This window comes from Amphritea atlantica (assembly GCA_024397875.1).
Taxonomy (GTDB): domain Bacteria; phylum Pseudomonadota; class Gammaproteobacteria; order Pseudomonadales; family Balneatricaceae; genus Amphritea; species Amphritea atlantica_B.
The window spans coordinates 2,429,173-2,451,366 of record CP073344.1 but is presented as its reverse complement, the minus strand read 5'-3'; the positions used below and the strand labels follow the sequence as shown (position 1 = coordinate 2,451,366).

Annotated in this window: 19 protein-coding genes; 12 read left to right on the top strand and 7 right to left on the bottom strand. The window is 51.1% G+C overall.

Annotation, left to right across the window (positions count from 1 at the left end; genetic code table 11):
• Positions 1-239 precede the first annotated feature (239 nt).
• Positions 240-3,863, top strand: a complete 3,624-nt coding sequence (putA, locus tag KDX31_11355) for a bifunctional proline dehydrogenase/L-glutamate gamma-semialdehyde dehydrogenase PutA (protein ID UTW01958.1) — start codon at positions 240-242, stop codon at positions 3,861-3,863.
• 419 nt (positions 3,864-4,282) lie between these two features.
• Here the strand turns inward: putA and KDX31_11350 are convergent, their stop codons facing one another.
• Positions 4,283-4,981 (bottom strand): TatD family nuclease-associated radical SAM protein, encoded by a 699-nt coding sequence (locus KDX31_11350; protein UTW05377.1) that lies wholly within the window; start codon positions 4,979-4,981, stop codon positions 4,283-4,285.
• Positions 4,982-5,150: 169 nt separating this feature from the next.
• Here KDX31_11350 and KDX31_11345 point away from each other — a divergent pair, with 169 nt between their 5' ends.
• The 10 genes from KDX31_11345 to KDX31_11300 all read left to right on the top strand — a co-directional run bounded on the left by KDX31_11345 (position 5,151) and on the right by KDX31_11300 (position 13,583).
• A complete protein-coding gene (locus tag KDX31_11345; GenBank protein ID UTW01957.1) occupies positions 5,151-5,495 on the top strand; it encodes a metalloregulator ArsR/SmtB family transcription factor in 345 nt (114 codons plus the stop codon).
• Between the two features lie 21 nt (positions 5,496-5,516).
• Positions 5,517-6,506 carry a permease gene (locus KDX31_11340; protein ID UTW01956.1) on the top strand — a complete coding sequence of 330 codons (990 nt, stop codon included), beginning with the start codon at positions 5,517-5,519 and terminating at the stop codon, positions 6,504-6,506.
• 36 nt (positions 6,507-6,542) lie between these two features.
• Complete coding sequence (locus KDX31_11335; protein ID UTW01955.1) at positions 6,543-6,779, top strand: thioredoxin family protein; 237 nt, start codon at positions 6,543-6,545, stop codon at positions 6,777-6,779.
• Positions 6,780-6,852: 73 nt separating this feature from the next.
• Positions 6,853-7,857: an ArsJ-associated glyceraldehyde-3-phosphate dehydrogenase gene (locus KDX31_11330; GenBank protein UTW01954.1), complete on the top strand. Its 1,005-nt coding sequence runs from the start codon at positions 6,853-6,855 to the stop codon at positions 7,855-7,857.
• A 6-nt stretch (positions 7,858-7,863) separates the two neighbouring features.
• Positions 7,864-9,072: an organoarsenical effux MFS transporter ArsJ gene (arsJ, locus tag KDX31_11325; GenBank protein UTW05376.1), complete on the top strand. Its 1,209-nt coding sequence runs from the start codon at positions 7,864-7,866 to the stop codon at positions 9,070-9,072.
• A 170-nt stretch (positions 9,073-9,242) separates the two neighbouring features.
• The gene (locus KDX31_11320) at positions 9,243-9,764 is read left to right on the top strand and encodes a hypothetical protein (GenBank protein UTW01953.1); all 522 of its coding nucleotides are present in this window, start codon (positions 9,243-9,245) and stop codon (positions 9,762-9,764) included.
• Positions 9,764-10,732: an oxidoreductase gene (locus KDX31_11315; protein UTW01952.1), complete on the top strand. Its 969-nt coding sequence runs from the start codon at positions 9,764-9,766 to the stop codon at positions 10,730-10,732. The genes KDX31_11320 and KDX31_11315 overlap by 1 nt, the downstream gene beginning before the upstream one ends.
• Before the next feature lie 12 nt (positions 10,733-10,744).
• Entirely contained in the window at positions 10,745-11,764 is a 1,020-nt protein-coding gene (locus tag KDX31_11310; GenBank protein UTW01951.1) for a DUF3445 domain-containing protein, read from the top strand.
• 78 nt (positions 11,765-11,842) lie between these two features.
• Positions 11,843-12,157: a multidrug efflux SMR transporter gene (locus tag KDX31_11305; GenBank protein UTW01950.1), complete on the top strand. Its 315-nt coding sequence runs from the start codon at positions 11,843-11,845 to the stop codon at positions 12,155-12,157.
• A 295-nt stretch (positions 12,158-12,452) separates the two neighbouring features.
• Positions 12,453-13,583 carry an aminomethyltransferase family protein gene (locus tag KDX31_11300; protein ID UTW01949.1) on the top strand — a complete coding sequence of 377 codons (1,131 nt, stop codon included), beginning with the start codon at positions 12,453-12,455 and terminating at the stop codon, positions 13,581-13,583.
• 310 nt (positions 13,584-13,893) lie between these two features.
• Here KDX31_11300 and KDX31_11295 read toward each other — a convergent pair whose 3' ends face one another.
• The 6 genes from KDX31_11295 to KDX31_11270 all read right to left on the bottom strand — a co-directional run bounded on the left by KDX31_11295 (position 13,894) and on the right by KDX31_11270 (position 19,239).
• Positions 13,894-14,388, bottom strand: a complete 495-nt coding sequence (locus KDX31_11295) for a fasciclin domain-containing protein (GenBank protein ID UTW01948.1) — start codon at positions 14,386-14,388, stop codon at positions 13,894-13,896.
• Between the two features lie 262 nt (positions 14,389-14,650).
• On the bottom strand, positions 14,651-15,001 hold the full coding sequence (locus KDX31_11290; GenBank protein UTW01947.1) for a DUF861 domain-containing protein: 351 nt from the start codon (positions 14,999-15,001) through the stop codon (positions 14,651-14,653).
• A gap of 54 nt (positions 15,002-15,055) precedes the next feature.
• Positions 15,056-16,423 carry an NAD(P)/FAD-dependent oxidoreductase gene (locus tag KDX31_11285; GenBank protein ID UTW01946.1) on the bottom strand — a complete coding sequence of 456 codons (1,368 nt, stop codon included), beginning with the start codon at positions 16,421-16,423 and terminating at the stop codon, positions 15,056-15,058.
• Positions 16,424-16,522: 99 nt separating this feature from the next.
• Positions 16,523-17,308: a PAS domain-containing protein gene (locus tag KDX31_11280; GenBank protein UTW01945.1), complete on the bottom strand. Its 786-nt coding sequence runs from the start codon at positions 17,306-17,308 to the stop codon at positions 16,523-16,525.
• Positions 17,305-18,042 (bottom strand): response regulator transcription factor, encoded by a 738-nt coding sequence (locus KDX31_11275; GenBank protein UTW01944.1) that lies wholly within the window; start codon positions 18,040-18,042, stop codon positions 17,305-17,307. The genes KDX31_11280 and KDX31_11275 overlap by 4 nt, the downstream gene beginning before the upstream one ends.
• Before the next feature lie 42 nt (positions 18,043-18,084).
• Positions 18,085-19,239, bottom strand: coding sequence for a hypothetical protein (locus KDX31_11270; protein UTW01943.1), 1,155 nt, complete (start codon positions 19,237-19,239; stop codon positions 18,085-18,087).
• 347 nt (positions 19,240-19,586) lie between these two features.
• Here KDX31_11270 and KDX31_11265 point away from each other — a divergent pair, with 347 nt between their 5' ends.
• Positions 19,587-21,905 (top strand): aminomethyltransferase family protein, encoded by a 2,319-nt coding sequence (locus KDX31_11265; GenBank protein UTW01942.1) that lies wholly within the window; start codon positions 19,587-19,589, stop codon positions 21,903-21,905.
• Positions 21,906-22,194: the final 289 nt, after the last annotated feature.

Sequence of the window (22,194 nt, the reverse complement as noted above, 5' to 3'; positions counted from 1 at the left end):
TTTTTGTAAATCGTCTAAATTTTTTAACTAAATATTAGCTTGGTTTTAAATATCTGTTAAAAATAATACTAATTGTTCAAATATTATAAATTTATAGTGAAAACGACTTTATGGGACTGTTTAGAATGGGGTACATGAATCGTTATTGCAATCAAAACGGGTAAATAAGCAAACAGCAGAACCAGAACTACAATCAGAGCCGGGCTGTTTTCAAGCGGATTTTTTAAGAAGGTGAAACTATGACAAAAACAACTGACCAGTGCCGTACAGAAATACGACAGCACTACCTTGCGAACGAGACCCAGGTTATTCGTGGTCTTATGGCAAATGCACGTATGACAGCAGAAGATCGTAAACAGATCTCTGCCAATGCAGCGCAACTGGTAACCACCGTTCGTAATGAAAGTTCGCCTTCAATGATGGAAAAATTTCTGGGTGAGTACGGTCTGACCACCAAAGAGGGTGTTGCTCTGATGTGTCTGGCTGAAGCACTGCTGCGGGTGCCGGATTCAATGACAATTGATGCCCTGATCGAAGATAAAGTGGCCTCAGGTAACTGGGGAGAGCATCTGGGTAAATCTAAATCCTCATTGGTTAACTCTTCTACCTGGGCGTTATTGCTCACCGGTAAACTGATCGCTCCAACCGAAGATAAGGGTGTAACGCAGACTCTGCGCGGCATGGTTAAGCGTCTGGGTGAGCCGGTGGTGCGTACTGCCGTGGGTCAGGCAATGAAAGAGCTGGGACGTCAGTTCGTGTTGGGCCGTACCATCGAAGAGGCGACCAAAAATGCCCGTAAACTGGAAAAACAGGGCTACTCTTATTCCTACGATATGCTCGGTGAAGCGGCGCGTACTGATGCTGATGCACTGCGGTATCACCAGGCATACAGTGTCGCTATCGGTAAGCTGACACCTGCGTGCATCCACTCTGATATCCGCATGAATCCGGGGATTTCGGTAAAGCTGTCGGCGTTGCATGCCCGTTATGAATTTGGTCAGAAAGAGCGTGTTATGACCGAACTGGTTGAGCGGACCAAAACGCTGGCGCTGCAGGCTAAAGAAGCCAACATGGGCTTTAATATCGATGCTGAAGAGCAGGACCGGCTGGATCTGTCGCTGGATATTATTGAGGCAGTTCTGTCTGATGATGCGCTGGCAGGCTGGGATGGCTTTGGTATTGTGGTACAGGCATTTGGCCCCCGAGCCTCTTTTGTACTCGACTGGCTCTATGCCCTGGCAACCCGTCTGGATCGGAAAATCATGGTCCGTCTGGTGAAAGGTGCTTATTGGGATGCTGAGATCAAACGTTCTCAGGAAATGGGTCTGGATGGTTTTCCGGTATTCACCCGTAAGGTGAACTCCGATGTGTCCTATCTGTGCTGTGCTGAAAAACTATTGGCGATGACCGATCGCATCTATCCTCAGTTTGCCACCCACAATGCTCACTCAGTTTCCGGTATTCTGCATCTGGCCCGTAACCTGGATAACAAACAGTTTGAGTTTCAGCGTCTTCACGGTATGGGTGAGTCTCTGCACGACACGGTACTGAAAGGTGAAGGTACCCGTTGCCGTATCTATGCACCTGTGGGTGCCCACCGTGATCTGCTGGCTTATCTGGTACGTCGCCTGCTGGAAAACGGTGCTAACAGTTCCTTCGTCAACCAGATTGTAGATACCCGTATTAAACCGGAAGATATTGCCCGTGATCCTTTCGCTGTTGTTGATGCGATGGGTGATAATATCAGCAGCACGGCGATATCACGTCCGGCTGAGCTGTTTGGTGAAAAGCGTAAAAATGCCAAGGGCTGGGATATTACCGATCCGGTAGAGGTGGCTGAGCTTGAAGCGCAGCAGGCTGAATTTAAAACTGCACAGTGGAACGCTGCGCCGATGATTTCTGGCGCAGCCCAGGGCGGTGATACCAGTTCAATCAATAACCCTGCGATACCTGAAGATTGTGTCGGTCAGGTCGTGACTGCATCCGCGGATGATATTGAAACTGCAATTGTAGCGGCTCAGCAGGGATATAAAAGCTGGTCTCAGAAAAGTGCTGCAGAGCGTGCGGCTTGTCTGCGCAACGTCGCCGATCTGTTTGAACAGAATGCTCCTGAGTTGTTTACCCTGGCGACCCGTGAAGCGGGAAAGACCCTGCTTGACGCGGTGGGTGAAGTGCGTGAAGCGGTTGATTTTGCAAGATTTTACGCCAATGAAGCTGAGCGTAATGCAGCGGCGGGCGAAGCCCGCGGTGTGATTACCTGTATCTCGCCCTGGAACTTCCCTCTGGCGATCTTCTCCGGTCAGGTGCTGGCCGCTATTGCTGCAGGTAATGCTGTGCTGGCTAAGCCCGCGGACCAGACGCCTCTGATCGCTGCCCGGGCCGTCGAACTGATGCATGAAGCTGGGATTCCGGCGGATGTAATCCAGTTATTGCCGGGTAGTGGTGTTGCTGTCGGTGCGCCGCTGACCTCTGACAGTCGTATTGCCGGTGTTTGCTTTACCGGATCGACAGTGACGGCTCAGCGTATCAACCGGGTGATGGCTGAGAATATGGCGCCTGAGGCACCCCTGGTGGCTGAAACCGGTGGAATGAATGCGATGATTGTCGACTCCACGGCACTGCCCGAGCAGGTGGTACGTGATGTTCTGGCTTCCTCTTTCCAGAGTGCGGGGCAGCGTTGTTCTGCCCTGCGGGTTCTCTATCTGCAGAAAGATATTGCGGAGAATCTGCTGGAGATGCTGTTTGGCGCGATGGACGAGCTGCGTCTGGATAATCCGGCCCTGCTGAGCACAGACGTTGGTCCGGTGATTGATGCAACCGCAAAAGCTAAGATCGAAGCGCATTGTGCCAAATATGCAGCTAAAGGACGGGTCCTGAAATCCCTGGCAACTCCGGAAAAGGGGCTGTTTGTAGCGCCAACCGTGATTAAGCTGGACAGCATTTCTGAACTGGAAGAGGAGATCTTCGGGCCGGTTCTGCATGTTGTCACCTTTGAGGCGGGCAATATCAATAAAGTTGTCGATACGATTAATGCCACCGGTTATGGACTGACCTTTGGTCTGCACACACGGGTTGATAATCGTGTTGCTCAGATCTGCAATCGTATCAAGGTGGGTAACATCTATGTTAACCGCAACCAGATCGGTGCGATTGTCGGTTCCCAGCCATTTGGTGGCGAAGGCTTGTCTGGCACCGGACCCAAAGCGGGCGGTCCAGAATATGTGAAACGCTTTATGCAGACCGAATCTGCGGCGCCGGTTTCGTCTGATCTGGTTCCGGCTGTCGCAGCGGGGACATTGCAGTCAGCCATTGATAGTCTGGATAACAGTAAGTGGGGACTGGACTCAGGCCGGCTTGGCAAGCTTAAGGAGCTGTTTTCCGGGATGGACATTCTGTTCTCTTCCTTAGAGCATGCTGCCCAGCCTATGCCCGGACCGACCGGTGAGCTGAATGTGCTTTCCACGCATGCCAGAGGTACCGTACTCTGCCTGGGCCCCGATCTGAAAAGCGCTATGCACCATGCAGTATTGGCTCTGTCACAGGGTAATGCGGTTGTTGTTATCGCTCCGGGCGCTGAAGCTGAGTGTCAGGCTGCTATTGCCAGCGGTTTGCCGGTGCGTGCCATCAGTGGGTTGCTGCAGCCACAGGCACTGGCCTCGGTGACCGGTTTTGCTGCGGTTGCCAGTTGCGCAGAGCCAGCGGTTCTGAAGGCTTATCGTATCGCGTTGGCCTCCCGTGACGGGGTGCTGTTGCCGCTGATTACTGAGCGCAACGCTGCTGAGCGCTTCACCCTGGAACGTCATCTCTGTATCGATACCACCGCCGCCGGGGGTAACGCAAGCCTGATCGCCGCGTCTGAGTAATTCTCAGCCCGGACAATCGATCTCTCAGTGAAGTAATCCGGCTGTATTGCCGGGTTACTTCACCTCTGCAATCCTCTCTCCGCGGGATTGTCATCTGTCGGCATAGTGTGTTTCTATCACCGGCTTCTTTCAGCCCCTCTCTGTGAGGGGCTTTTTTTATTTTTCATAATGCCGTGCTGCTGTGTCGTCCCTCAATATCATCAGCTGAGTGAAAGGGCGTTATTGTTTTTCAGCGATGTTCTAAGGGAAAGTTCTAAGGGGGGTGCTAAGGGGGGCTAAGGGAATGATGCAGCAAGGCCAGTCCGGGTGCGAGCTGGCACAGGCTACTTGGCGGGGAAGGCCTATAGCGCCAGGAATGTTGTCTCAGTAGCGTTTGTTCAGCGGTATAGCAAGAAAGGTTTAGCAGAGGTGGTTAACACCTAACCCACCACATCCAGCTCCCGTTGTTTGAATTTTACGCCGCGCTGTTCCGCAAGCGCTCTGCAGGCATCAATATCTACGCCCTCCAGTCCGTTGATTGCACTGGCACTGACATCACTGATGTATTCGGGGGCCAGCGCAACAAACTCAAGCATCGCTTCATAAGAGCCGTTCAGAGCCGGCTGGCAGTGGCGGATATAAACCGCTTCGTTGTGGGCGTTAAGCGAAACAGACAGGGCGTCGATACACTCGCTGAGTTCGGGCAAAATATTACGTTTATTCACCAGATTACCTAAGCCATCGGTATTCAAACGGGTGTTTCCGCCATTTGCCTTAATCCAGTGGGCAATCTCCAGTAACGGTTTGAGACGCAGCGTCGGTTCGCCATAGCCGCAGAATACCACGCAGTCATACTGTTTCGGATCACCGATCAGATCGATGATCTGCTGTGCCGGAGGTCTGACCTCCAGCGTCAGATCATAACCTTTTACCTCGGTGCAGCCATTGTGTTTGGGGCAAAACTGGCACGCCAGGGTGCAGCGGTCTGTCAGATTGATATAGAGGTTATTATCGATCTGATAGACCAGTGTTTCATCCGTTGACGTCGCCTTCAGCTGGCCCGGTGGGTTTGGTTTGATCTGCTCTGTAACGGCACTTGCAGATGCGCGCAGCACCGGTGGCTGTTTCTGGGAATGCATGAATTGATCCGACATAAAGTGAGCTGCTGAGAATAACACAACGAATGCTCTGCAAAATGATTGGGGTCAAGATGTAGTTATTCAGAGGTGAATTCATCAACTATTCACTTTCATATCGGTTGTGTCGTATATATGATTAACCATATATACGGTTTTGGTTATATTTATTATGAATCCTGTCGATCTGTTTAAATGCCTTGCTGATGAAACACGGCTTAAGTCTGTTCTGCTGATTAAGCAGAAAAAAGAGTTGTGTGTTTGTGAGCTGATGGCCGCCCTTGAGCTGAGTCAGCCAAAGGTCTCCCGTCACCTTGCCCAGTTAAAAAAGGCCGGTTTACTGTCTGATCATCGCCATGGGCAATGGGTTTTCTACCGGCTCAATCCTGATCTTCCTGGTTGGTGTCGCAATGTGCTCTGGGAAACCCTGGTGACTAACAAAGATTATCTGACAGTGGAAAAAATGCGCTTAGATCAGATGGATGACCGTCCGGACCGAAGCAAAAAATCCTGCTGAGTAACAGGAAGAGGGAGCATTATGTTTGAGATATTTACCCAGTTAGCGAACTGGCTGATCTACGATCTTGCTGGCCTGTCAGCAGAAAAGAAAATGGGACAGGCGCTGCATTTTTTTGTCGAAGATACATCTAAAATCTTCGTGCTTCTGGTGGTGATGATCTATTTTATCGCCCTGTTACGGGCTTCACTGAATGTCGAACGGGTCCGGGACTTCCTGGCAGGAAAGCATCGCGGTGCAGGTTATCTGATGGGGGCCGGGTTTGGCGCGGTCACACCATTCTGCTCCTGTTCCAGTATCCCGGTGTTTCTGGGATTTACCTCTGCCGGTATTCCGGTGGGGATCACAATGGCGTTTTTGCTGACCTCGCCACTGATTAATGAGGTCGCGGTACTGCTGTTGCTCAGTCTGTTGGGGTGGAAGTTTACCGTGGTCTATATTGTCGTCGGTATGGCGGTGGGGATTGCCGGTGGTTTTTTTCTCGATGCGATTCGGGCGGAGCGCTGGCTACAGTCATTCGCGGCAAAGGCGCTGGAGCAGGGGCGAAAAAACAGCCCCACGGGCACTGCTGCTGTCGAAGCACTGTCGCTGACAGAACGACATCAGTTCGCCCGGGATGAAACCCTGGAGATCTTTGGCCGGGTGTGGAAATGGGTGATTATCGGTGTGGGCCTGGGGGCCGCGCTGCATGGCTTTGTTCCGGACGGCTGGATAGAAACCCATCTGGGAGATGGTCAGTGGTGGACAGTGCCTGCGGCTGTGGGGTTGGGCATCCCTCTGTACTCAAATGCGACCGGGGTCATTCCGGTGATGGAAAGTCTGATTACCAATGGCTTGCCGATAGGAACGACTCTGGCATTCTGTATGAGTACCGTGGCGGCCAGTTTTCCTGAATTTATTTTGCTGAAGCAGGTGATGCAGTGGCGGTTACTGGCGATTCTGTTTGCCATGTTGCTGTTTGCATTCACCCTGATCGGCTGGATCTTTAATTTTCTTTTTCCGGTGTTATGACCTTCAGATGGCGTGATGAAATCCAAGGAGTGCGTTATGAAAAATATCAAAGTGTTGGGCAGTGGTTGCAGTAAATGCGTCAAAACAGCTGAGCTGATCGAGAAGCTGGCAGCTGAGCTGGGTGTGGAAGCAGCCGTTGAGAAAGAGAGCGATGTTCAGGTGATCATGGGGTATGGCGTGATGCGTACACCGGCTGTAGTGGTCGATGAACAGTTGGTACACAGCGGTAGTATTCCGACCCAGGCGGATATTACAACCTGGCTTCAGAGTTGAACCGTTGAGATATAAAGCAGAAAAACTGACAGAAAAGTAGCACTGTCGGCTAGTTGATAGGGGAGTGTAAAGGGTGGCGATTAAAGTAGGTATTAACGGCTTTGGCCGGATGGGACGGTTGGCTTTGCGGGCAGCCTGGGGCTGGCCGGAACTGGAGTTTGTGCAGATTAATGATCCGGCGGGTGATGCAACGACCCTGGCGCATTTGCTGAGCTTCGATTCCGTTCACGGTATCTGGCAGCATGAAGCAAGGGCCGAAGGCAGTATGATGCTGATCGGCGATAAGTCGTTGCAGTGTACTCAAAACAGAGCGATTGAGGACACCGACTGGTCCGGTTGCGATATCGTGATTGAAGCCTCCGGGGTAATGAAGAGCAAGGAGAAGCTACAGCCCTATCTCGATCAGGGAGTTAAACGGGTCGTGGTCACCGCTCCGGTCAAAGAGGAGGGCGTTCTTAACGTTGTGATGGGGGTGAATCACCACCTCTATGATAAATCGATCCATCCTATTGTGACCGCGGCTTCCTGCACAACTAACTGTCTGGCTCCGGCGGTGAAGGTGATCCACGAGACACTGGGCATAAAGCACGGTTCAATGACCACTATCCACGATATTACCAATACTCAGACCATTCTTGATGCGCCCCATAAAGATCTGCGCCGGGCACGGGCCTGCGGCAGCAGCCTGATCCCCACAACAACCGGTTCGGCAACCGCGATTACACATATCTTTCCAGAGCTGAAGGGCAAGCTGAATGGTCATGCGGTACGGGTACCGCTGGTGAATGCTTCTATCACCGATTGTGTCTTTGAGTTGCAGCGAGGCACCACCGTCAATGAGGTTAATCAATTACTGAAACAGGCTGCTGAAACTGAGTTGCAGGGTATTCTCGGCTATGAAGAGCGCCCGCTGGTATCGGTCGATTATAAAACCGATCCGCGTTCCTGCATTGTCGATGCTCTCTCGACCATGGTGGTGAATGATACTCAGCTGAAACTCTATCTCTGGTATGACAATGAGTGGGGCTATGCCAACCGCACCGTAGAACTGGTGCGAATGGTGGCCGGGCAGGAGTAAACGGTGATCGCTGTCTTATCCCGACTGACGCCGCAGTTGCGTCAGTACCTTATTGTGACCGGAAATTACTGGGCGTTCACGCTGACCGATGGGGCTCTGCGAATGCTGGTGGTGCTGCATTTCCACCAGCTTGGCTACAGCCCCTTAGAAATCGCGCTGCTGTTTCTGTTTTATGAGTTCTTCGGTGTTGTTACCAATTTGTTTGGCGGCTGGCTGGGTGCCCGTATCGGGTTAAACAAAACAATGAACATCGGCCTGGCACTGCAGGTGGTGGCGTTGGGTATGTTGTTAGTCCCGGCTGCCATGCTCACCGTTCCCTGGGTGATGCTGGCTCAGGCGCTTTCCGGTATTGCCAAAGATCTCAACAAGATGAGCGCCAAAAGCTCGGTTAAACAGCTGGTTCCTGCCAATGCTGAGGGCACGCTGTATAAGTGGGTGGCAATACTCACCGGCTCTAAGAATGCGCTGAAAGGCGCAGGTTTTTTCCTGGGCGGTGCTTTACTCACCCTGCTGGGCTTTCAGGGGGCAATACTGGTCATGGCGGTTGCGCTGGGCCTTGTCTGGTTGTTAAGCCTGCTGTTGTTGAAAGAGGATCTGGGCCGGGCAAAAAACAAGCCTAGGTTCAGTCAGATATTTTCCAAAAGTGGGGCGGTTAACTATCTGTCGGCGGCGCGGATGTTTCTGTTTGGCGCCCGGGATGTCTGGTTTGTGGTGGCGCTGCCGGTCTATCTGGCCAGCACTCTCGGCTGGGATCACTGGTCGGTAGGGGGCTTTCTGGCACTCTGGATAATCGGTTATGGCATTATTCAGTCAATTGCGCCTTACCTGACGGGTAAACGTTCTGGCCGGCTTCCCGGTGGACGAGAAGCGTTTTTGTGGGCCTCCGGGTTGCTGCTGTTGCCGGTATTGATTGCCCTGTCGCTGACAAACAATGTCTATCCGCATATCGTTTTACTGGCCGGGCTGTTAATTTTTGGCGGCGTGTTTGCCATTAACTCATCGCTTCACAGCTATCTGATTGTTAGCTATGCACGGGAAGATGGTGCGTCAATGGATGTTGGTTTTTACTACATGGCCAATGCAATGGGACGGTTAATCGGCACGGTGCTGTCCGGTTATCTGTTTCAAATTGCCGGCTTAACCGCCTGTCTCTGGGTTTCAGCGCTGTTTCTGGCAACTGCAGCTGTCATCTCCCTGCGCTTACCGCGCGCCTGACCTTCTTATAAGACCAGACCGGAAGCGTTGTTGCTTCCGGTGCTGGGATTACCTCCTTTAGAGTACCTCTTCGTGACAATTGAGGGTTCTGTCTGCCTCTCATAATATTCTTAACAGGAATTTTATTTGCACATCATGATGCTAACCGGACCTTATGCAGGAGGGCTCAGATGCAGACAGAGCAGTTTAACGGGGTTGTCAGTAAACCGGCCTATCAGCCGGTAGAGCTGAATCCTAAATCCAGTTTTCACCTGTTTATAGCAGAACAGAGCGTCACGCCTGCGATGCAGTCACTTTATGATCATTGTAGTAAGGATAAAGCAGTCGCTGTATATCCCGATGCCAGTGATCCTGAGTTGCTTAAATCGCTGGCGAGTTTTCCTTTGGTGGGCACACTCTATCTGGCGGGAACCGAGCCCTTTATATGGCGGGTGGCCAGTCAGGCCCGACAAGCTGGCCTGCGTCCCGATCAGATTCGCATGCTGACGCCTGTAACCCGTGAACGTCATCTGTTCTGCTGTCATTGTCATCAGATAACCGAAGGGGTGACCTACTCACCGTTCATCTGTGCCGGATGCGGTCTCAGCCTTGAAGTGACGGACCATTTTGCCCGGCTTCACAGTGCCTATTTTGGCTATCAGGCGAATGCCGAGGACAGTGCCGATATGCCTGAAAGAAGGGAGGTTAGCTGATGAGTAATATCGATCAGATTCCCGTCAGGGTGACCGCGATCAAGCAGGTCGCACCGCTGATTAAAGAGTTTACGCTCGAACCGCAGGATGGCCTGTTGACGCCATTTTCGCCAGGGGCTCACATCGTCGTAGAGATGGTCAGTACAGGTTCCGGCACTGATAAGCACAGCTATCGTAATGCCTACTCTCTGATGAGCGATCCGCTGGATAGCCGTCAGTATCGGATAGCGGTACGCCTGCAGGACGATTCCCGGGGTGGCTCTGTCTATATGCATCAACAGGTTGAGGTCGGTACACAGCTAAAGATCTCGCCTCCGGCGAACCTGTTTGCCCCCGAGTGGATGGCCAAGAAACATGTGTTGTTTGCGGGCGGAGTGGGTATTACGCCGTTCCTGTCCTATCTGCCAGAACTGCAGCAACGTCAGGCTGAGTTTGAGCTTCATTATATGTATCGCAGCAAACAGACCGGGGCTTACAGTGCTGAGCTGCAAGAAAACCTGGGATCGGGGTGCAGTTGTTACGACGCTGACCTGGGTAATCGCTGTGATATCGCTGCGGTGATGTCGGGTCAGCCATTGGGGACACACTTCTACATTTGCGGCCCTGAGGCCCTGATAGACGCGGTGCGGGCAACCGCTGATGGGATGGGGGTTCCTGCCAGTGCGATTCACTGGGAGGAGTTTGCCGGTGCCAAACCGGGCCTGCCTTTTGTCGTTGAACTCAGTCGCAGCGGCGCAGAACTGGCCGTAGCGGCCGACAGCAGTCTGCTGGAAACCCTGGAAAGTGCTGATATTAACGTCCCTAACCTGTGCCGTGCGGGTGTCTGTGGTCAGTGTGTCTGCGATGTAGCAGAGGGGGAAGTAGAACACCGTGACAGCTATCTCAGTGACCGTGAAAAACAATCGGGTCAGGTGATGATGCCCTGCGTATCAAGGGCTGCAGGTGATCGGCTGGTTTTAGATATTTAGGAGAGCAGAACAATGCGTGTAGCACCGAAAGATATACAGAGTTTTCGAGACGATTTTACCTATAGCAACAGTGCTGAAGCGATTGAGCGTTTTCCTTTCCCATTCGCCGAGGATGAATATCGTTATTCGGTCAATATGGAGCCTCATCTGCCGAAAGGTGGGGAGGGCTCGGCCTTTGAAAAGTTTCTCGATATCGATGAGCACTATCTGTCAGAGATGGCTGAGCGGCAGAAGGTATTAAATGATATGCCGCAGCGTTGTCTGGCGATGCCTCATATGGATCTGGCCTGCTGGGATATGGTTGAACGGATCATGCTCTCTCTGTCAGCAGATTACCCGGACTACTTCAGCCTCACTCGTGAGGGTGATCTGTGGAGCTGGGAGAATAAACTATTGAATATTAAGGATCAGTTTACCTTTGGCGACAGCAGTTCACTGCCGATGCCGCCACTGGACTATATCGGCCGGCAGGTGCAGGGTGATTTTGCGTTGCTGGATCAGCGCGAAGGCGACCTCTTTCTGGATGCCGGCATTATTACCTGCCCGGCAGACTGGTCACTGGCTTTTGATGCCGGTATGAGTTTCAAAGAGTGGCATGGTCCGGTACCGATGGCCCACAGCGAAGGTATCTTTGAGCGGGCGTTGAAATATCTGATCGCGATTCCGGTGGGTAAACCGGTGCGCCGCCTTAACTGGACCCTGACCGTGAATGCACGGATGGATACCTCGCCGGAGAAATATCATGAGTGGGGCCACGAACGCGCTTCTGTTACGCCTGAAAACGTCGGTGAAAAGGTTTATCTGCGGGTCGAAGTGCAGGTGCTGGACCGGATGCCGCGTAGTAATGCGATGATGTTCAGCATTCGCACCTATCTGCTGAGCCTGGAAGACCTGGTGACTAACAAAGAGTGGGCGGTACGGATGCACCGGGCGATGAAAACCCTGCCCGAACCCCTGATCAATTATAAAGGTTTAACCCGTTTTCACGGTACGGTGGTGGATTACCTGTCACAGTTTGATCCGCTGAACTGACCTGTTCCGGCGTCAGGCTGCACAGGGTGCCGTCCGGCGTATTTTCAACACGGCCTGTGAATATAGGGGGGATGCACAATGGGTTGGCTTTATCTCTGCATCGCAGGTGTATTGGAGTGTCTTTGGGCGCTTGGGTTGAAGTATAGCGATGGTTTTACCCGCTTATGGCCCTCGGTGATCAGTATTACTCTGATCGTGATCAGTCTGGGGTTGTTGTCTCTGGCGATGCGCACTATTCCGGTAGGCACCGCCTATGCGGTCTGGAGCGGTATCGGTGCAGCCATGTTGGCGACCTACGGCATAATGTTTCTCGATGAATCGGGCAGTCTGATAAGGATCAGCTGTATCTTGATGATTATCGCGGGTGGCATTGGCCTCAAAGTGTTTGCCTGAGGGGGACTTACGATCGTGGGGCTCACGATGGGGCGATTGCGCTGATTTTCAGTTGTACTGAACTGAATCAAGGACGCCGGTTCTTTCTGCAACGCAAAGCCACTGAGGCTGTATTTATCCTCAATTGAGACATTCATCAGATCATTATTTTGTTGCCAGCTGAGTCTGTCAGTTTATCTCGACCAGCGGCAACGATGGTTTAAAAAAACAGGGCGTGTGACACAACATTTTTTTTCATTCTGGAAAATATAATTTCCTAGTAGTTGTTTTTATAAATAGATAACAGGAGCTTAATATGGCAACTTCATGGCGTTATTCTGCATTGGCAGAGAGGCATCGCGCATTAGGTTCAAAGTTGGAAGACTGGAACGGTATGGGGACTCCCTGGAGCTACGATAGTGACCTGTCGCTTGCTCATGAGGCGATTCGTACTCAAGCCGGTCTGATGGATGTATCAGGCTTAAAAAAAGTACATTTCGTAGGCCCTCATGCTGAAAGCTTACTCGAGTATGCCTGCACCCGTGATATCTCAAAGCTGTATCCTGGAAAGTCAGTGTATGCCACGATTCTGAATGAGTCAGGCAAGTTTGTAGATGATTGTGTGATCTACAGAACCGGACCCAATGCTTTTATGGTGGTATTCGGCGCGGGTAATGGTTATGAAATGCTGGTTCGTTCGTCTCAGGGACGTCAGGTTTCTGTGCTTTTTGATGACGATCTGCATGATATCTCTTTACAGGGACCTAACGCCGTCGAATTTCTTTCTGAGTACGTTCCGGGTATTCGCGATCTGCCATATTTTCACCATATGCAGACCCGTTTGTTTGAGCGGCCGGTGATGATTTCACGCACCGGTTATACCGGTGAAAGAGGCTATGAGATCTTTTGCAAGGCTGCCGATGTTGTCGAGATCTGGGACCGCATTCTGGAGCTGGGTGGCGATTACGGCATTATTCCCTGTGCCTTTACCGCGCTGGATATGCTTCGCGTTGAGAGTTATCTGTTGTTTTATCCGTACGATAATTCCGAGATGTATCCTTTTGCCGATGAAGCCGCTGGCGATACCTTATGGGAGCTGGGTCTGGACTTTACCGTGTCGAAAGATAAGACCGAATTTCGGGGTGCAACAGAGCATTTCCGGCTCAAAGATCAGCAACGGTTCAAGATTTTTGGCGCTTTACTGGAAGGTCATCAGGCCGCTCAGGAGGGGGACACTGTATGGGCTGACGGTAAACAGGTGGGTGTGATTACCTGTGCAATGTATTCTCGATTAACTGAAAAGTCGATGGCACTGGTGCGCTTTGATACAGACTATGCTGTACAGGGTACTCCGCTTGAGGTGAAAGGGAGTCTTAATGTCGCGGCGATTGCTCATTCACTGCCTTTTGATGATCCGGAAAAGAAAAAGCGCACCGCTAAAGGGTGATAGCAAAGAGCCTCCTGATTGAAAAAGCATCAGTGTGAATTTATTAGCTAATGCTATTCAATCATTGTTTCTGGATAAGTGGTGTCACAAAGATCAGTGCTTCAGATGCAGAGGATATTATCTGATACGGTTCTATATAGTGGAGTTGTTATAGTGCAGAGAAACAACTATCACCGGCCATTGCAGAAAACGGATAGTTCGCTGTGCAATCTGTCTTAGTAGCGATGGTACTTTTAACAGTGAGTTAAAATCAGATAATAAGAAGAGCCCATGTGGGCTCTTCTTATTTTCGATAATCATCGATTGTCAGTTATAGAACTGAGGGTGGCAGGATTACGGTGTCTATCACATGAATGACGCCGTTTCGGGCATCGATGTCTGCCAAAATAACGCTTGCATCATTAATCATGACCTTCTTTCCATTCATGCTGATGTTGATCTTTTCGCCCTGAACAGTGGCTGCTTCAGACAGTGTCATTGCAGTGGCAGCATCGACCTTGCCGGAAACAACATGATAGGTAAGCACTGCTTGCAGTTGGGCTTTGTTTTCAGGTTTCAGCAGGTTTGCCAATGTGTCAGCAGGGATTTTACTGAAGGTTTCGTTGGTGGGGGCAAAGACGGTGAATGGACCATCTCCATCCAGAACAGAGACCAGATCAGCCGCTTTAAGTGCTGTTACCAGCGTTGAAAATGAATCATCACCTGCGGCGATACCGACAATGGTTGGTTTCTCTTTCATGCCACCGGCGTAAGCGATTACTGGGATCAGGAACACTGCGCAAACAATACTTTTTATACTTTTCATTTTGATCATCTCCAAAGTTTGTTGACTTCATTCATATCGTCGGACGGTTTAGCGACCAGATGATGTTGAATTTGGGGATTGTTACGGGGAGTATTTGAAGGTAGATCAAAAAATGATCAAATGTTTTTTAATCAAAACCTGAGACAGTTAGAAACTAGTTAACAAAAATACAGTGAGGCTGGCGTGTAATTATCTGATTTTAAAAGCGTTAGAAATTAAAAAGCAGCCCTGAAAGCTGCTTAATAAAATGACAACAGAGATGTTATTTTAATTTAATCGCAAAGTGTTTAAATACCGGTTGAATGATCTCCCAGGTGCCGGTAAATCCCGCATCGACCATAAATGCATCGCCGGGCAGCAGGGTGACCGGATCCTGGCCATCCTGAGTGATGATGACTTCGCCTTCGATCAGATGGATGAACTCCCAGCTGGCGTAGCTGGCGCGATAGATGCCGGGTGTAGCAGACCAGCAACCGGTGATCATCGACTCATCCGGGCTGGTGTATTCGATCCAGGTGGTCATGGTGGGATTGCCTTCGACCTTCTCCCAACCATCCAGATCGTCGGTGATCGGGGTGACCGTTTTATCGATAATTTTTGTGACCAGATTCATGCTTAACTCCGTTTGAAAAGACGCAGGCCGGTAACTACCGGCCCTGATTAAGGTTTAAACGGCTTGTTTAACTTCGCTTTCGTCAGACAGGTAAGCTTCCAGAGAATCGTCCAGTGCATCGATCCACGGGGTGTGATGCGGCGGTGACATGGTGCCGGTCATAAGGGAGCGGAAGGAGAAGTCGCGGAAGGTCATGATGTTTTCCTTCTTGTGATGTTTCCATTCGAGGAATGTCTGACGTACACCTTCGATATCGAAGGTCGGGTAGTCGGTGGCCTCAATCAGTTCAAGGATATAGTCACCCTGAAACGTGAACATCTCTTCGGCGGTTTCCAGTGTCAGCTCGCGTTCGCGCCATTCCATGCTGTTGGCAACCATCTCCTCTTTGGTTTCTGGCAGAGTGATGGTGCCCATGATGACATCCCGAACATACCAGGCCTGGGCATCAAACATGTTGAAGGTGTACCACTGATCCTGCATGCCCAGATAGAACATCTGGGTGTTATGTTCCCAGACGACCCCTTTATAGAGATCCATCGCCCACAGACGGTTATCGGTTTTAAGGCGCAGAGACTCATCAATGAAGGGGAAGTGGTGCAGATATCCGGTACAGAGAATAATGGCGTCGATCTTGCGACTGGTGCCATCGGCAAAATAGGCGGTATCGGTATCAACCCGTTGCAGCAGCGGTTTTTCTTCCCAGTTTTCCGGCCACTTGTAACCCATTGGCGCCGTGCGGTAGCAACTGACCAGACTGCGGGCACCATATTTATAACACTGTGAACCGATATCTTCAGCGGAGTAGCTGCTGCCAACCAGAAGAATATCTTTATCTTTGAATTCCAGTGCATCACGGAAGTCATGGGCGTGCAGAATGCGGCCGCCGAAGGTGCTGAAGCCTTCAAACTCCGGTACCCGGGGGGTGGAAAAGTGACCGGATGCGCAGACAACATGGTCAAACTCTTCTGAGTAGACGGTATCGGTATTGTGATCGTGTACGGTAACGGTAAAGAGCTTGGTGGTGTCATCGAAGGTGATATTGCGGACCGGGGTGTTGAAGCGGATATAATCGCGAACTCCGGCTTTCTCTACCCGGCCTTTAATGTAATCCCAGAGGACTTCACGGGGAGGGTAGGAGGCGATTGGTTTGCCGAAGTGTTCATCAAAACTGTAATCGGCAAACTCGAGACACTCTTTCGGTCCGTTGGACCAGAGATAGCGGTACATACTGCCGTGAACCGGTTCGCCATGCTCATCTAAACCGGTACGCCAGCTGTAGTTCCATAAGCCCCCCCAGTCGCTCTGCTTTTCAAAACAGACCAGTTCGGGTATCTCAGCCCCTTTTTCCTGAGCTGATTGAAAGGCCCGAAGTTGCGCCAGACCACTGGGGCCGGCACCGATTATCGCTACGCGTTTGGTCATCTGAAATCTCCTGATTATTGACGTTCTTTTCATCAGGTTATTCAGATATTGAGGTGTGATAAATTCCCCAGAGTGGATAAGTCAAAAGGGGTAACCGGATTACTCTGAAGGGGGGCTGATATTAAGAATAATCCCTTCTATACCCAGCACTGCACCCGTTGAGGAGTATATGCCCTGACCTTTCTCATACACCTGACGGTATTGTCCATCGGCATGGAGTATCTGGTAGTACAGTTCAAAGCAGCGGTGTTGCTGCAGCGCCTGTTGGACTGTTTCCCAGACTCTTACTGCATCGTTGGGGTGAATCAGCCCGCCGATAGAGAGTTGCGTCTGATTGAGCAGTTGATCACGGCTGTAGCCGGTCAGATCAAGACATCCCTCACTGATATACTCCATGGTCCAGCGGGTATCGTTGCGGCCCCGGTAGAGCATCCCCGGTATGCGGTTAACTAAACCGGAGAGGCTGCGATGGCTGGCTTTGCTGATTTCATCATTGCGTACTTGCGGGGTGATGTCACAAAGCGTGGCGGTCAGTGGGAAAGGGCGGTCAGATTTCAATGGCTGTAAACGAATCTCACACCAGCGGACTTCGCTATCCTTACGGATTAAACGGAACCAGATACACTGACTGTCCTGAGTGTGGCTTATCTGTTGCGTGATTTCGATCCAGTTTTTGAGATCTTCCGGATGGATATAGTCACTGAAGCTGCTATGGATTGCCTCTTTACTACTGTATCCGGTGAGGGTTTTCCAACAGGCGTTCACATACTTGATTTCCAGAAGACTGTTGAAGACTAAAACGGCATCGCCCAGACTATCAAGCAGTTCCGACAGGTCGGGTTGTTCTGTTTTCGCAGGACGTCGAAACAGGTTGAGTACTGTCACAGGCCATCCTCCGAATCGGAATAGTGGGTGTCAGGCAGACTTGTATGAAACATACCTTCCTGAGACATATTGGCCTGAGACATATTGGCGTGAACCCATGCGGCCAGTTCCAGGCGCGTGTTCACGTTCAGTTTGCGTAACAGGTTTTTAACATAGACTTTAACTGTGCCATCACTGATTCCCAGCTCCCGGGCGATCAGCTTGTTGCTCATTCCGCGGGTGATCAGCTCCAGAGTCTGTTGTTCCCGCTCGGTCAGATCGAAGTTATTGGCGGCGGGTGTTTCCTTTGCCTGAATATCGCCTTTACTCAGGTGGTGTGCCAGCATCGTCACGCCGGTATTATCCATGGCGATATTACCGAGCATTACCGCTTTAAGACCGCTGATAATCTCTTCAGGTGCGGCGTCTTTCAGCAGATAACCGTTGGCGCCAGAGGAGATCGCCTGAAACAGCTCCGAGCTGTCATCTGAAGCGGTGAGAAAGACCACCTTCTGCTCAGCGCCCTGTTGTTTAAGCTGCTGTAACAGCTCCAGTCCCGACAACGCAGGCATATGCATATCCAGCAACAGCAGGTCTGCCTGGAGTTCAGGGAGTGCATCGAGTAGTTGCTGTCCGCTCTCAAAGTCCGCCAGGACCCTGAACTCACCACTGTCATTCAGCAGCTCAACGACACCGCGCCGAAACAGTGGGTGGTCGTCAACAATAATGATGTTTGTGATCAGAGTTTCATTCATAAGGGGCTCGCTTATCGGATCTTTATTCATAGTGAGTGCCGCTCATACGCTAAGATCAGGGATAATCAGCTCTATACGGGTACCGCCTTGCCTAGGGGACAGGATAAACAGGTTTGCCTGAATCTTTTCCGCCCGTTCCTGCATGATCTTCATACCAAAACTATCCTGTCGGGTCTGATCAGCACAGATCCCTTTACCGTTATCTTCAACCCGGATACGGATAGACGAATCATTCTGACGCAGTAGCTGCACCCGTGCATGACTTGCATGAGAGTGGCGCACGATATTGTTGAGTGCTTCGCGAATGATAAAAATTGTCTGGGAATCATCTTTAGTGATCAGCTGCGATCCCACCCGGTTGTCCAGTTCAAAGACTACAGCGCTGCGCTGTTCAAATTCACCGATCGCCTGACTGATGGCATCGATCAATTGTCCCTGTTCGATGGACAGTCGTGAGCAGGCGATCAGTTCCCGGGTCTGTCGATAGGCACACTGGGCCTGGTGGCACAGGTCTTCACTTATTTCTGCCAGTTCAGGTTCTGCTTTGCGCTTGCACTGGTCGGCAAGCCGGGAGGCTTTAATTCGCATATAGCCGAGAATCTGGGCCATTGAGTCGTGCAGCTCGGCAGCATGGGCTGCTTTTTCTGACGAAATGGCGGCACTTATCCGGGATTGCTGACGGTACCAGCCTCCCAGGCCTGCGTTCAGCGCTTCAGCAACCGGACCCGATATCCGGTTAATCTGCTCACTTTCCGGAAGTCTCTCTTTGAAACACAGCACCATCCAGCAGGCCGGATGGTTGATATCAAAGGGTAGCTGCAAAGCGTGAACCGATAATGAACTGCCGGGTAGTTTATAACGCAGTTCATTGGCATCGTGCACGCTGTGTTCGGTGAGCTGATAGCGGAGTTGTCCCGCAAGCCCTATCGGAGGGGTTATTGTCGATGCGTGCAACAGCTGATCCCTGTGGGGTGATGGCACTCCGATAAGAAAGATGTCAGCGTCAAGATGGAAGCTGACATAACTTTGTAGTCGGTTGAGAGTCTGTTCCAGGCTTTGCCGGATATCATCACTACAGGCCAGATCAACCACCAGTTGAGTCAGGGCTGGCGCGCAGACAGTCTCTTTTTGTTTCGCCGGTTGCTCGCGCAATAACCATGGGAAATTGTGCATCCACAGTGGAATCGATACCGCCATTCTAACCTCCTTACAGCTCGTCTTCCTGTGAGGGAAGCGTTCAGTTACGCAATGCGCAGTTATGAAGTGCTCTGTTATCACGTGCTCTGTTATTAGGTAATTAGTAAGCAGCATCTGTGCCACAGATGGCCGGGTACTCACAATGGATTACTCCTTCCTGATGATTGCGCCTGAAATCACTATGAGTAAATATTTTTAACCATCAAGAAACAATGTTTTGGCATCTGGTCTGCCGCTTCATCGGTTTGTTGAGTGCACCAGAATGGTTCCGGTCAACTGCTGCTGCACTCTGATGACGCTGAACAGAGGGTGTAAATGCCTTGCTAAATAGTGAATGGGGAATCTGTATGACGATTCAGCAACAATGTGCTCAGGATGCATTAAACAAAAGTAGCTCCCCCCGGTGGTATCGGGTTGAGGGACAGGGGGCTCTGCGTCTTGATCTGCATGTTGGAGACAGCGTTTGTATCACCTCGGCGGACAGCAATCAGGGATGTGAACTGCTGTTTATTGATGCCCAGGGCCAGCCTCTGGACTCATATCTGGCGCAAAATGATCTTGTCAAAGTATGTGCCGATAAAGCAGAGGGGGCTCTGGCTCAGTTAGATCAGCAGAGTGATTCGGCGTTACGCTTAAATGAGCTGTTACTGGCATGGGGCATCGGCGAGCAGGCTTTACAGCAGGCATTCCGCTTTGAGGCGCAGGCACTGCCTGACTTTGAAGTAACGCAGGAGGCCACTCTGATTGTTCTCTGTTGTGGCAGGGATATGCAGGTAGCTGATCAGTCTCCGGTGACTGAACTGCAGGTCGCACACTATACGGTGGCCGAAAGCAGCCTGCCACAGCCACTGGCGAGCCCCCGTAGTGAGTTTCGTGTGCCTCGCTGCAGTGCGACGAGCTATGAAGTAAAAGCCGGCGAGTGGATTCAGATTATTGATGTTGAGGGCAAGCAGTGCAGTGACTTTATTGCTTTCGATGCCGTAGCGCTGAAGGAGGGGAGAGAGGAACCTCTGGATGGGGTAGCGACCCGCACTCTGAACGGTCTGACGCTGCCGCAACCGGGGTTGCACTCAAAATTTACCGATGCCCGGCAGCAAACCATGCTTGAGGTGGTGCAGGACACAGTTGGCCGTCACGACAGCTTTCTGTTTGCCTGTAACAGCAAATATTATGAAGACAGCGGTTATTTCGGTCATATCAACTGTACTGAAAACTTTAACCGCAGTCTGAGCCGTTACGATATCGCTCCCCGTGCAGGCTGGCCTGCAATCAACTTCTTTTTTAACACGAGTGCCGGAGATTGCGGCACCATTGGCTTTCAGGAGCCCTGGTCGCGAGCCGGTGACTACGTACTGTTAAGGGCTAGCCGCGATCTGATCTGTGCTTCATCCGCCTGTCCCGATGATATCGATCCGGCCAATGGCTGGAATCCGACCGATATTCATATTCGCATCTATCCCGCAACCTGTGAGTTTCCCCGTTCAGTGGGATACCGGATAACACCAGAGGAACAATCCCGTATGACTAAGCCGACCGGTTTCCATGGCCGAACCTCCGCCCTGACCAAGCACTTTACTGAGTACCGGGGCTACTGGGTGGCTGCAGAATATCAGAACTATGGTGCCAGAGCTGAATACCTGGCCTGTCGGGAGCGGGTTGCCGTCATTGACCTGACGCCGCTGCGAAAGTTTGAAGTGTTGGGACCTGATGCAGAAACGCTGCTGCAGTATGCCCTGACGCGTAATGTTTGTCGAATGGCGATTGGTGAGGTGGTGTACTCAGCCGTGTGTCACAGCACCGGCGGCATGATCGATGACGGTACCCTGTTCCGGCTGGGGCAGCACGCGTTTCGCTGGATCTGTGGTGATTCCTATTGCGGTATCTGGTTACGCCAGTTAGCAAAGGAAAAGGGATTGCAGGTGCAGGTGAGGGAATCAACGGATCAGATACATAACGTTGCAGTGCAGGGACCACAAAGCCGTAACCTGTTACAGCAAATTATCTGGAACGGAGAAGCCTGCACGCCCGTGTCTGAGTTGGGGTGGTTCCGCTTTATGACCGGTCGGCTGGATGGTCCGGATGGTATTCCGGTGATGATATCCCGTACCGGCTATACCGGGGAGCTGGGCTTTGAAGTCTGGTGTCATCCCGCGAAGGCCGAACAGGTGTGGGATCGTATCTGGGAAACCGGTGAGCCGTATGGCATCGCTCCGCTGGGATTTGATGCACTGGATATGCTGCGCATCGAAGCGGGTCTGATCTTTGCCGAGCATGAGTTTTGTACAGAAACCAACCCTTATGAGGCGGGTATCGGCTTTACGGTTCCCCTGAAAACGAAGACCGATGATTTTGTCGGGCGTGAAGCGATAGCCGCTCAGAACCCTGCCAGTCGTAAAAAGCTGGTGGGCTTAATTATCAATAGTCAGGAACCTGTCAGTCACGGTGATGCTGTCTTTAATGGTCGCTTTCCCGTCGGTGTTATCACCAGTTCAACCTATTCGCCAGCGACTAAAAATCAGATCGCTCTGTGTCGGATTGAGCCACAGTTTTCTGAGTCCGGTACGGCGTTGGAAGTCGGTCAGCTGGATGGCCAGCGTAAGCGGATACCGGTCAGCGTCACCTCATTACCTTTCTATGATCCGGAGCGAACCCGGGTCAGAAGTTAATACACCACGTTCACTAACCAGAGGAGTAAGTTCTGAATCACAAATAGCCGAAGGAGGTTTTGCCTGACCCTGAATGATGCACTGCACCAAACGAGAGCGATTTAAAGCAATTATTTAAAACCAATAAAATGCCTGATAAATTTTAATTAATTGATTTTAAAGATAAAAGTCTTCGTTTGGTATGAAAAATGCTTTTCTTTAAGGGAAATAAAGTTTACTGGTAATAAATGGCTTTACAGCTACAAAAGCTACAGTTCTAACTAAACACGAAGAAAATTTAACAGATGAG

What these genes read in the sequence shown, in the direction of transcription:
- KDX31_11345 (UTW01957.1), top strand. Translation starts at nt 5,151, where the DNA reads ATGAATCCTGTCGATCTGTTTAAATGCCTTGCTGATGAAACACGGCTT.
- KDX31_11340 (UTW01956.1), top strand. Translation starts at nt 5,517, where the DNA reads ATGTTTGAGATATTTACCCAGTTAGCGAACTGGCTGATCTACGATCTT.
- putA (UTW01958.1), top strand. Translation starts at nt 240, where the DNA reads ATGACAAAAACAACTGACCAGTGCCGTACAGAAATACGACAGCACTAC.
- KDX31_11335 (UTW01955.1), top strand. Translation starts at nt 6,543, where the DNA reads ATGAAAAATATCAAAGTGTTGGGCAGTGGTTGCAGTAAATGCGTCAAA.
- KDX31_11265 (UTW01942.1), top strand. Translation starts at nt 19,587, where the DNA reads ATGACGATTCAGCAACAATGTGCTCAGGATGCATTAAACAAAAGTAGC.
- KDX31_11305 (UTW01950.1), top strand. Translation starts at nt 11,843, where the DNA reads ATGGGTTGGCTTTATCTCTGCATCGCAGGTGTATTGGAGTGTCTTTGG.
- KDX31_11350 (UTW05377.1), bottom strand. Translation starts at nt 4,981, where the DNA reads ATGCATTCCCAGAAACAGCCACCGGTGCTGCGCGCATCTGCAAGTGCC.
- KDX31_11275 (UTW01944.1), bottom strand. Translation starts at nt 18,042, where the DNA reads ATGAATGAAACTCTGATCACAAACATCATTATTGTTGACGACCACCCA.
- KDX31_11320 (UTW01953.1), top strand. Translation starts at nt 9,243, where the DNA reads ATGCAGACAGAGCAGTTTAACGGGGTTGTCAGTAAACCGGCCTATCAG.
- KDX31_11270 (UTW01943.1), bottom strand. Translation starts at nt 19,239, where the DNA reads ATGGCGGTATCGATTCCACTGTGGATGCACAATTTCCCATGGTTATTG.
- KDX31_11295 (UTW01948.1), bottom strand. Translation starts at nt 14,388, where the DNA reads ATGAAAAGTATAAAAAGTATTGTTTGCGCAGTGTTCCTGATCCCAGTA.
- KDX31_11285 (UTW01946.1), bottom strand. Translation starts at nt 16,423, where the DNA reads ATGACCAAACGCGTAGCGATAATCGGTGCCGGCCCCAGTGGTCTGGCG.
- KDX31_11315 (UTW01952.1), top strand. Translation starts at nt 9,764, where the DNA reads ATGAGTAATATCGATCAGATTCCCGTCAGGGTGACCGCGATCAAGCAG.
- KDX31_11310 (UTW01951.1), top strand. Translation starts at nt 10,745, where the DNA reads ATGCGTGTAGCACCGAAAGATATACAGAGTTTTCGAGACGATTTTACC.
- KDX31_11290 (UTW01947.1), bottom strand. Translation starts at nt 15,001, where the DNA reads ATGAATCTGGTCACAAAAATTATCGATAAAACGGTCACCCCGATCACC.
- KDX31_11300 (UTW01949.1), top strand. Translation starts at nt 12,453, where the DNA reads ATGGCAACTTCATGGCGTTATTCTGCATTGGCAGAGAGGCATCGCGCA.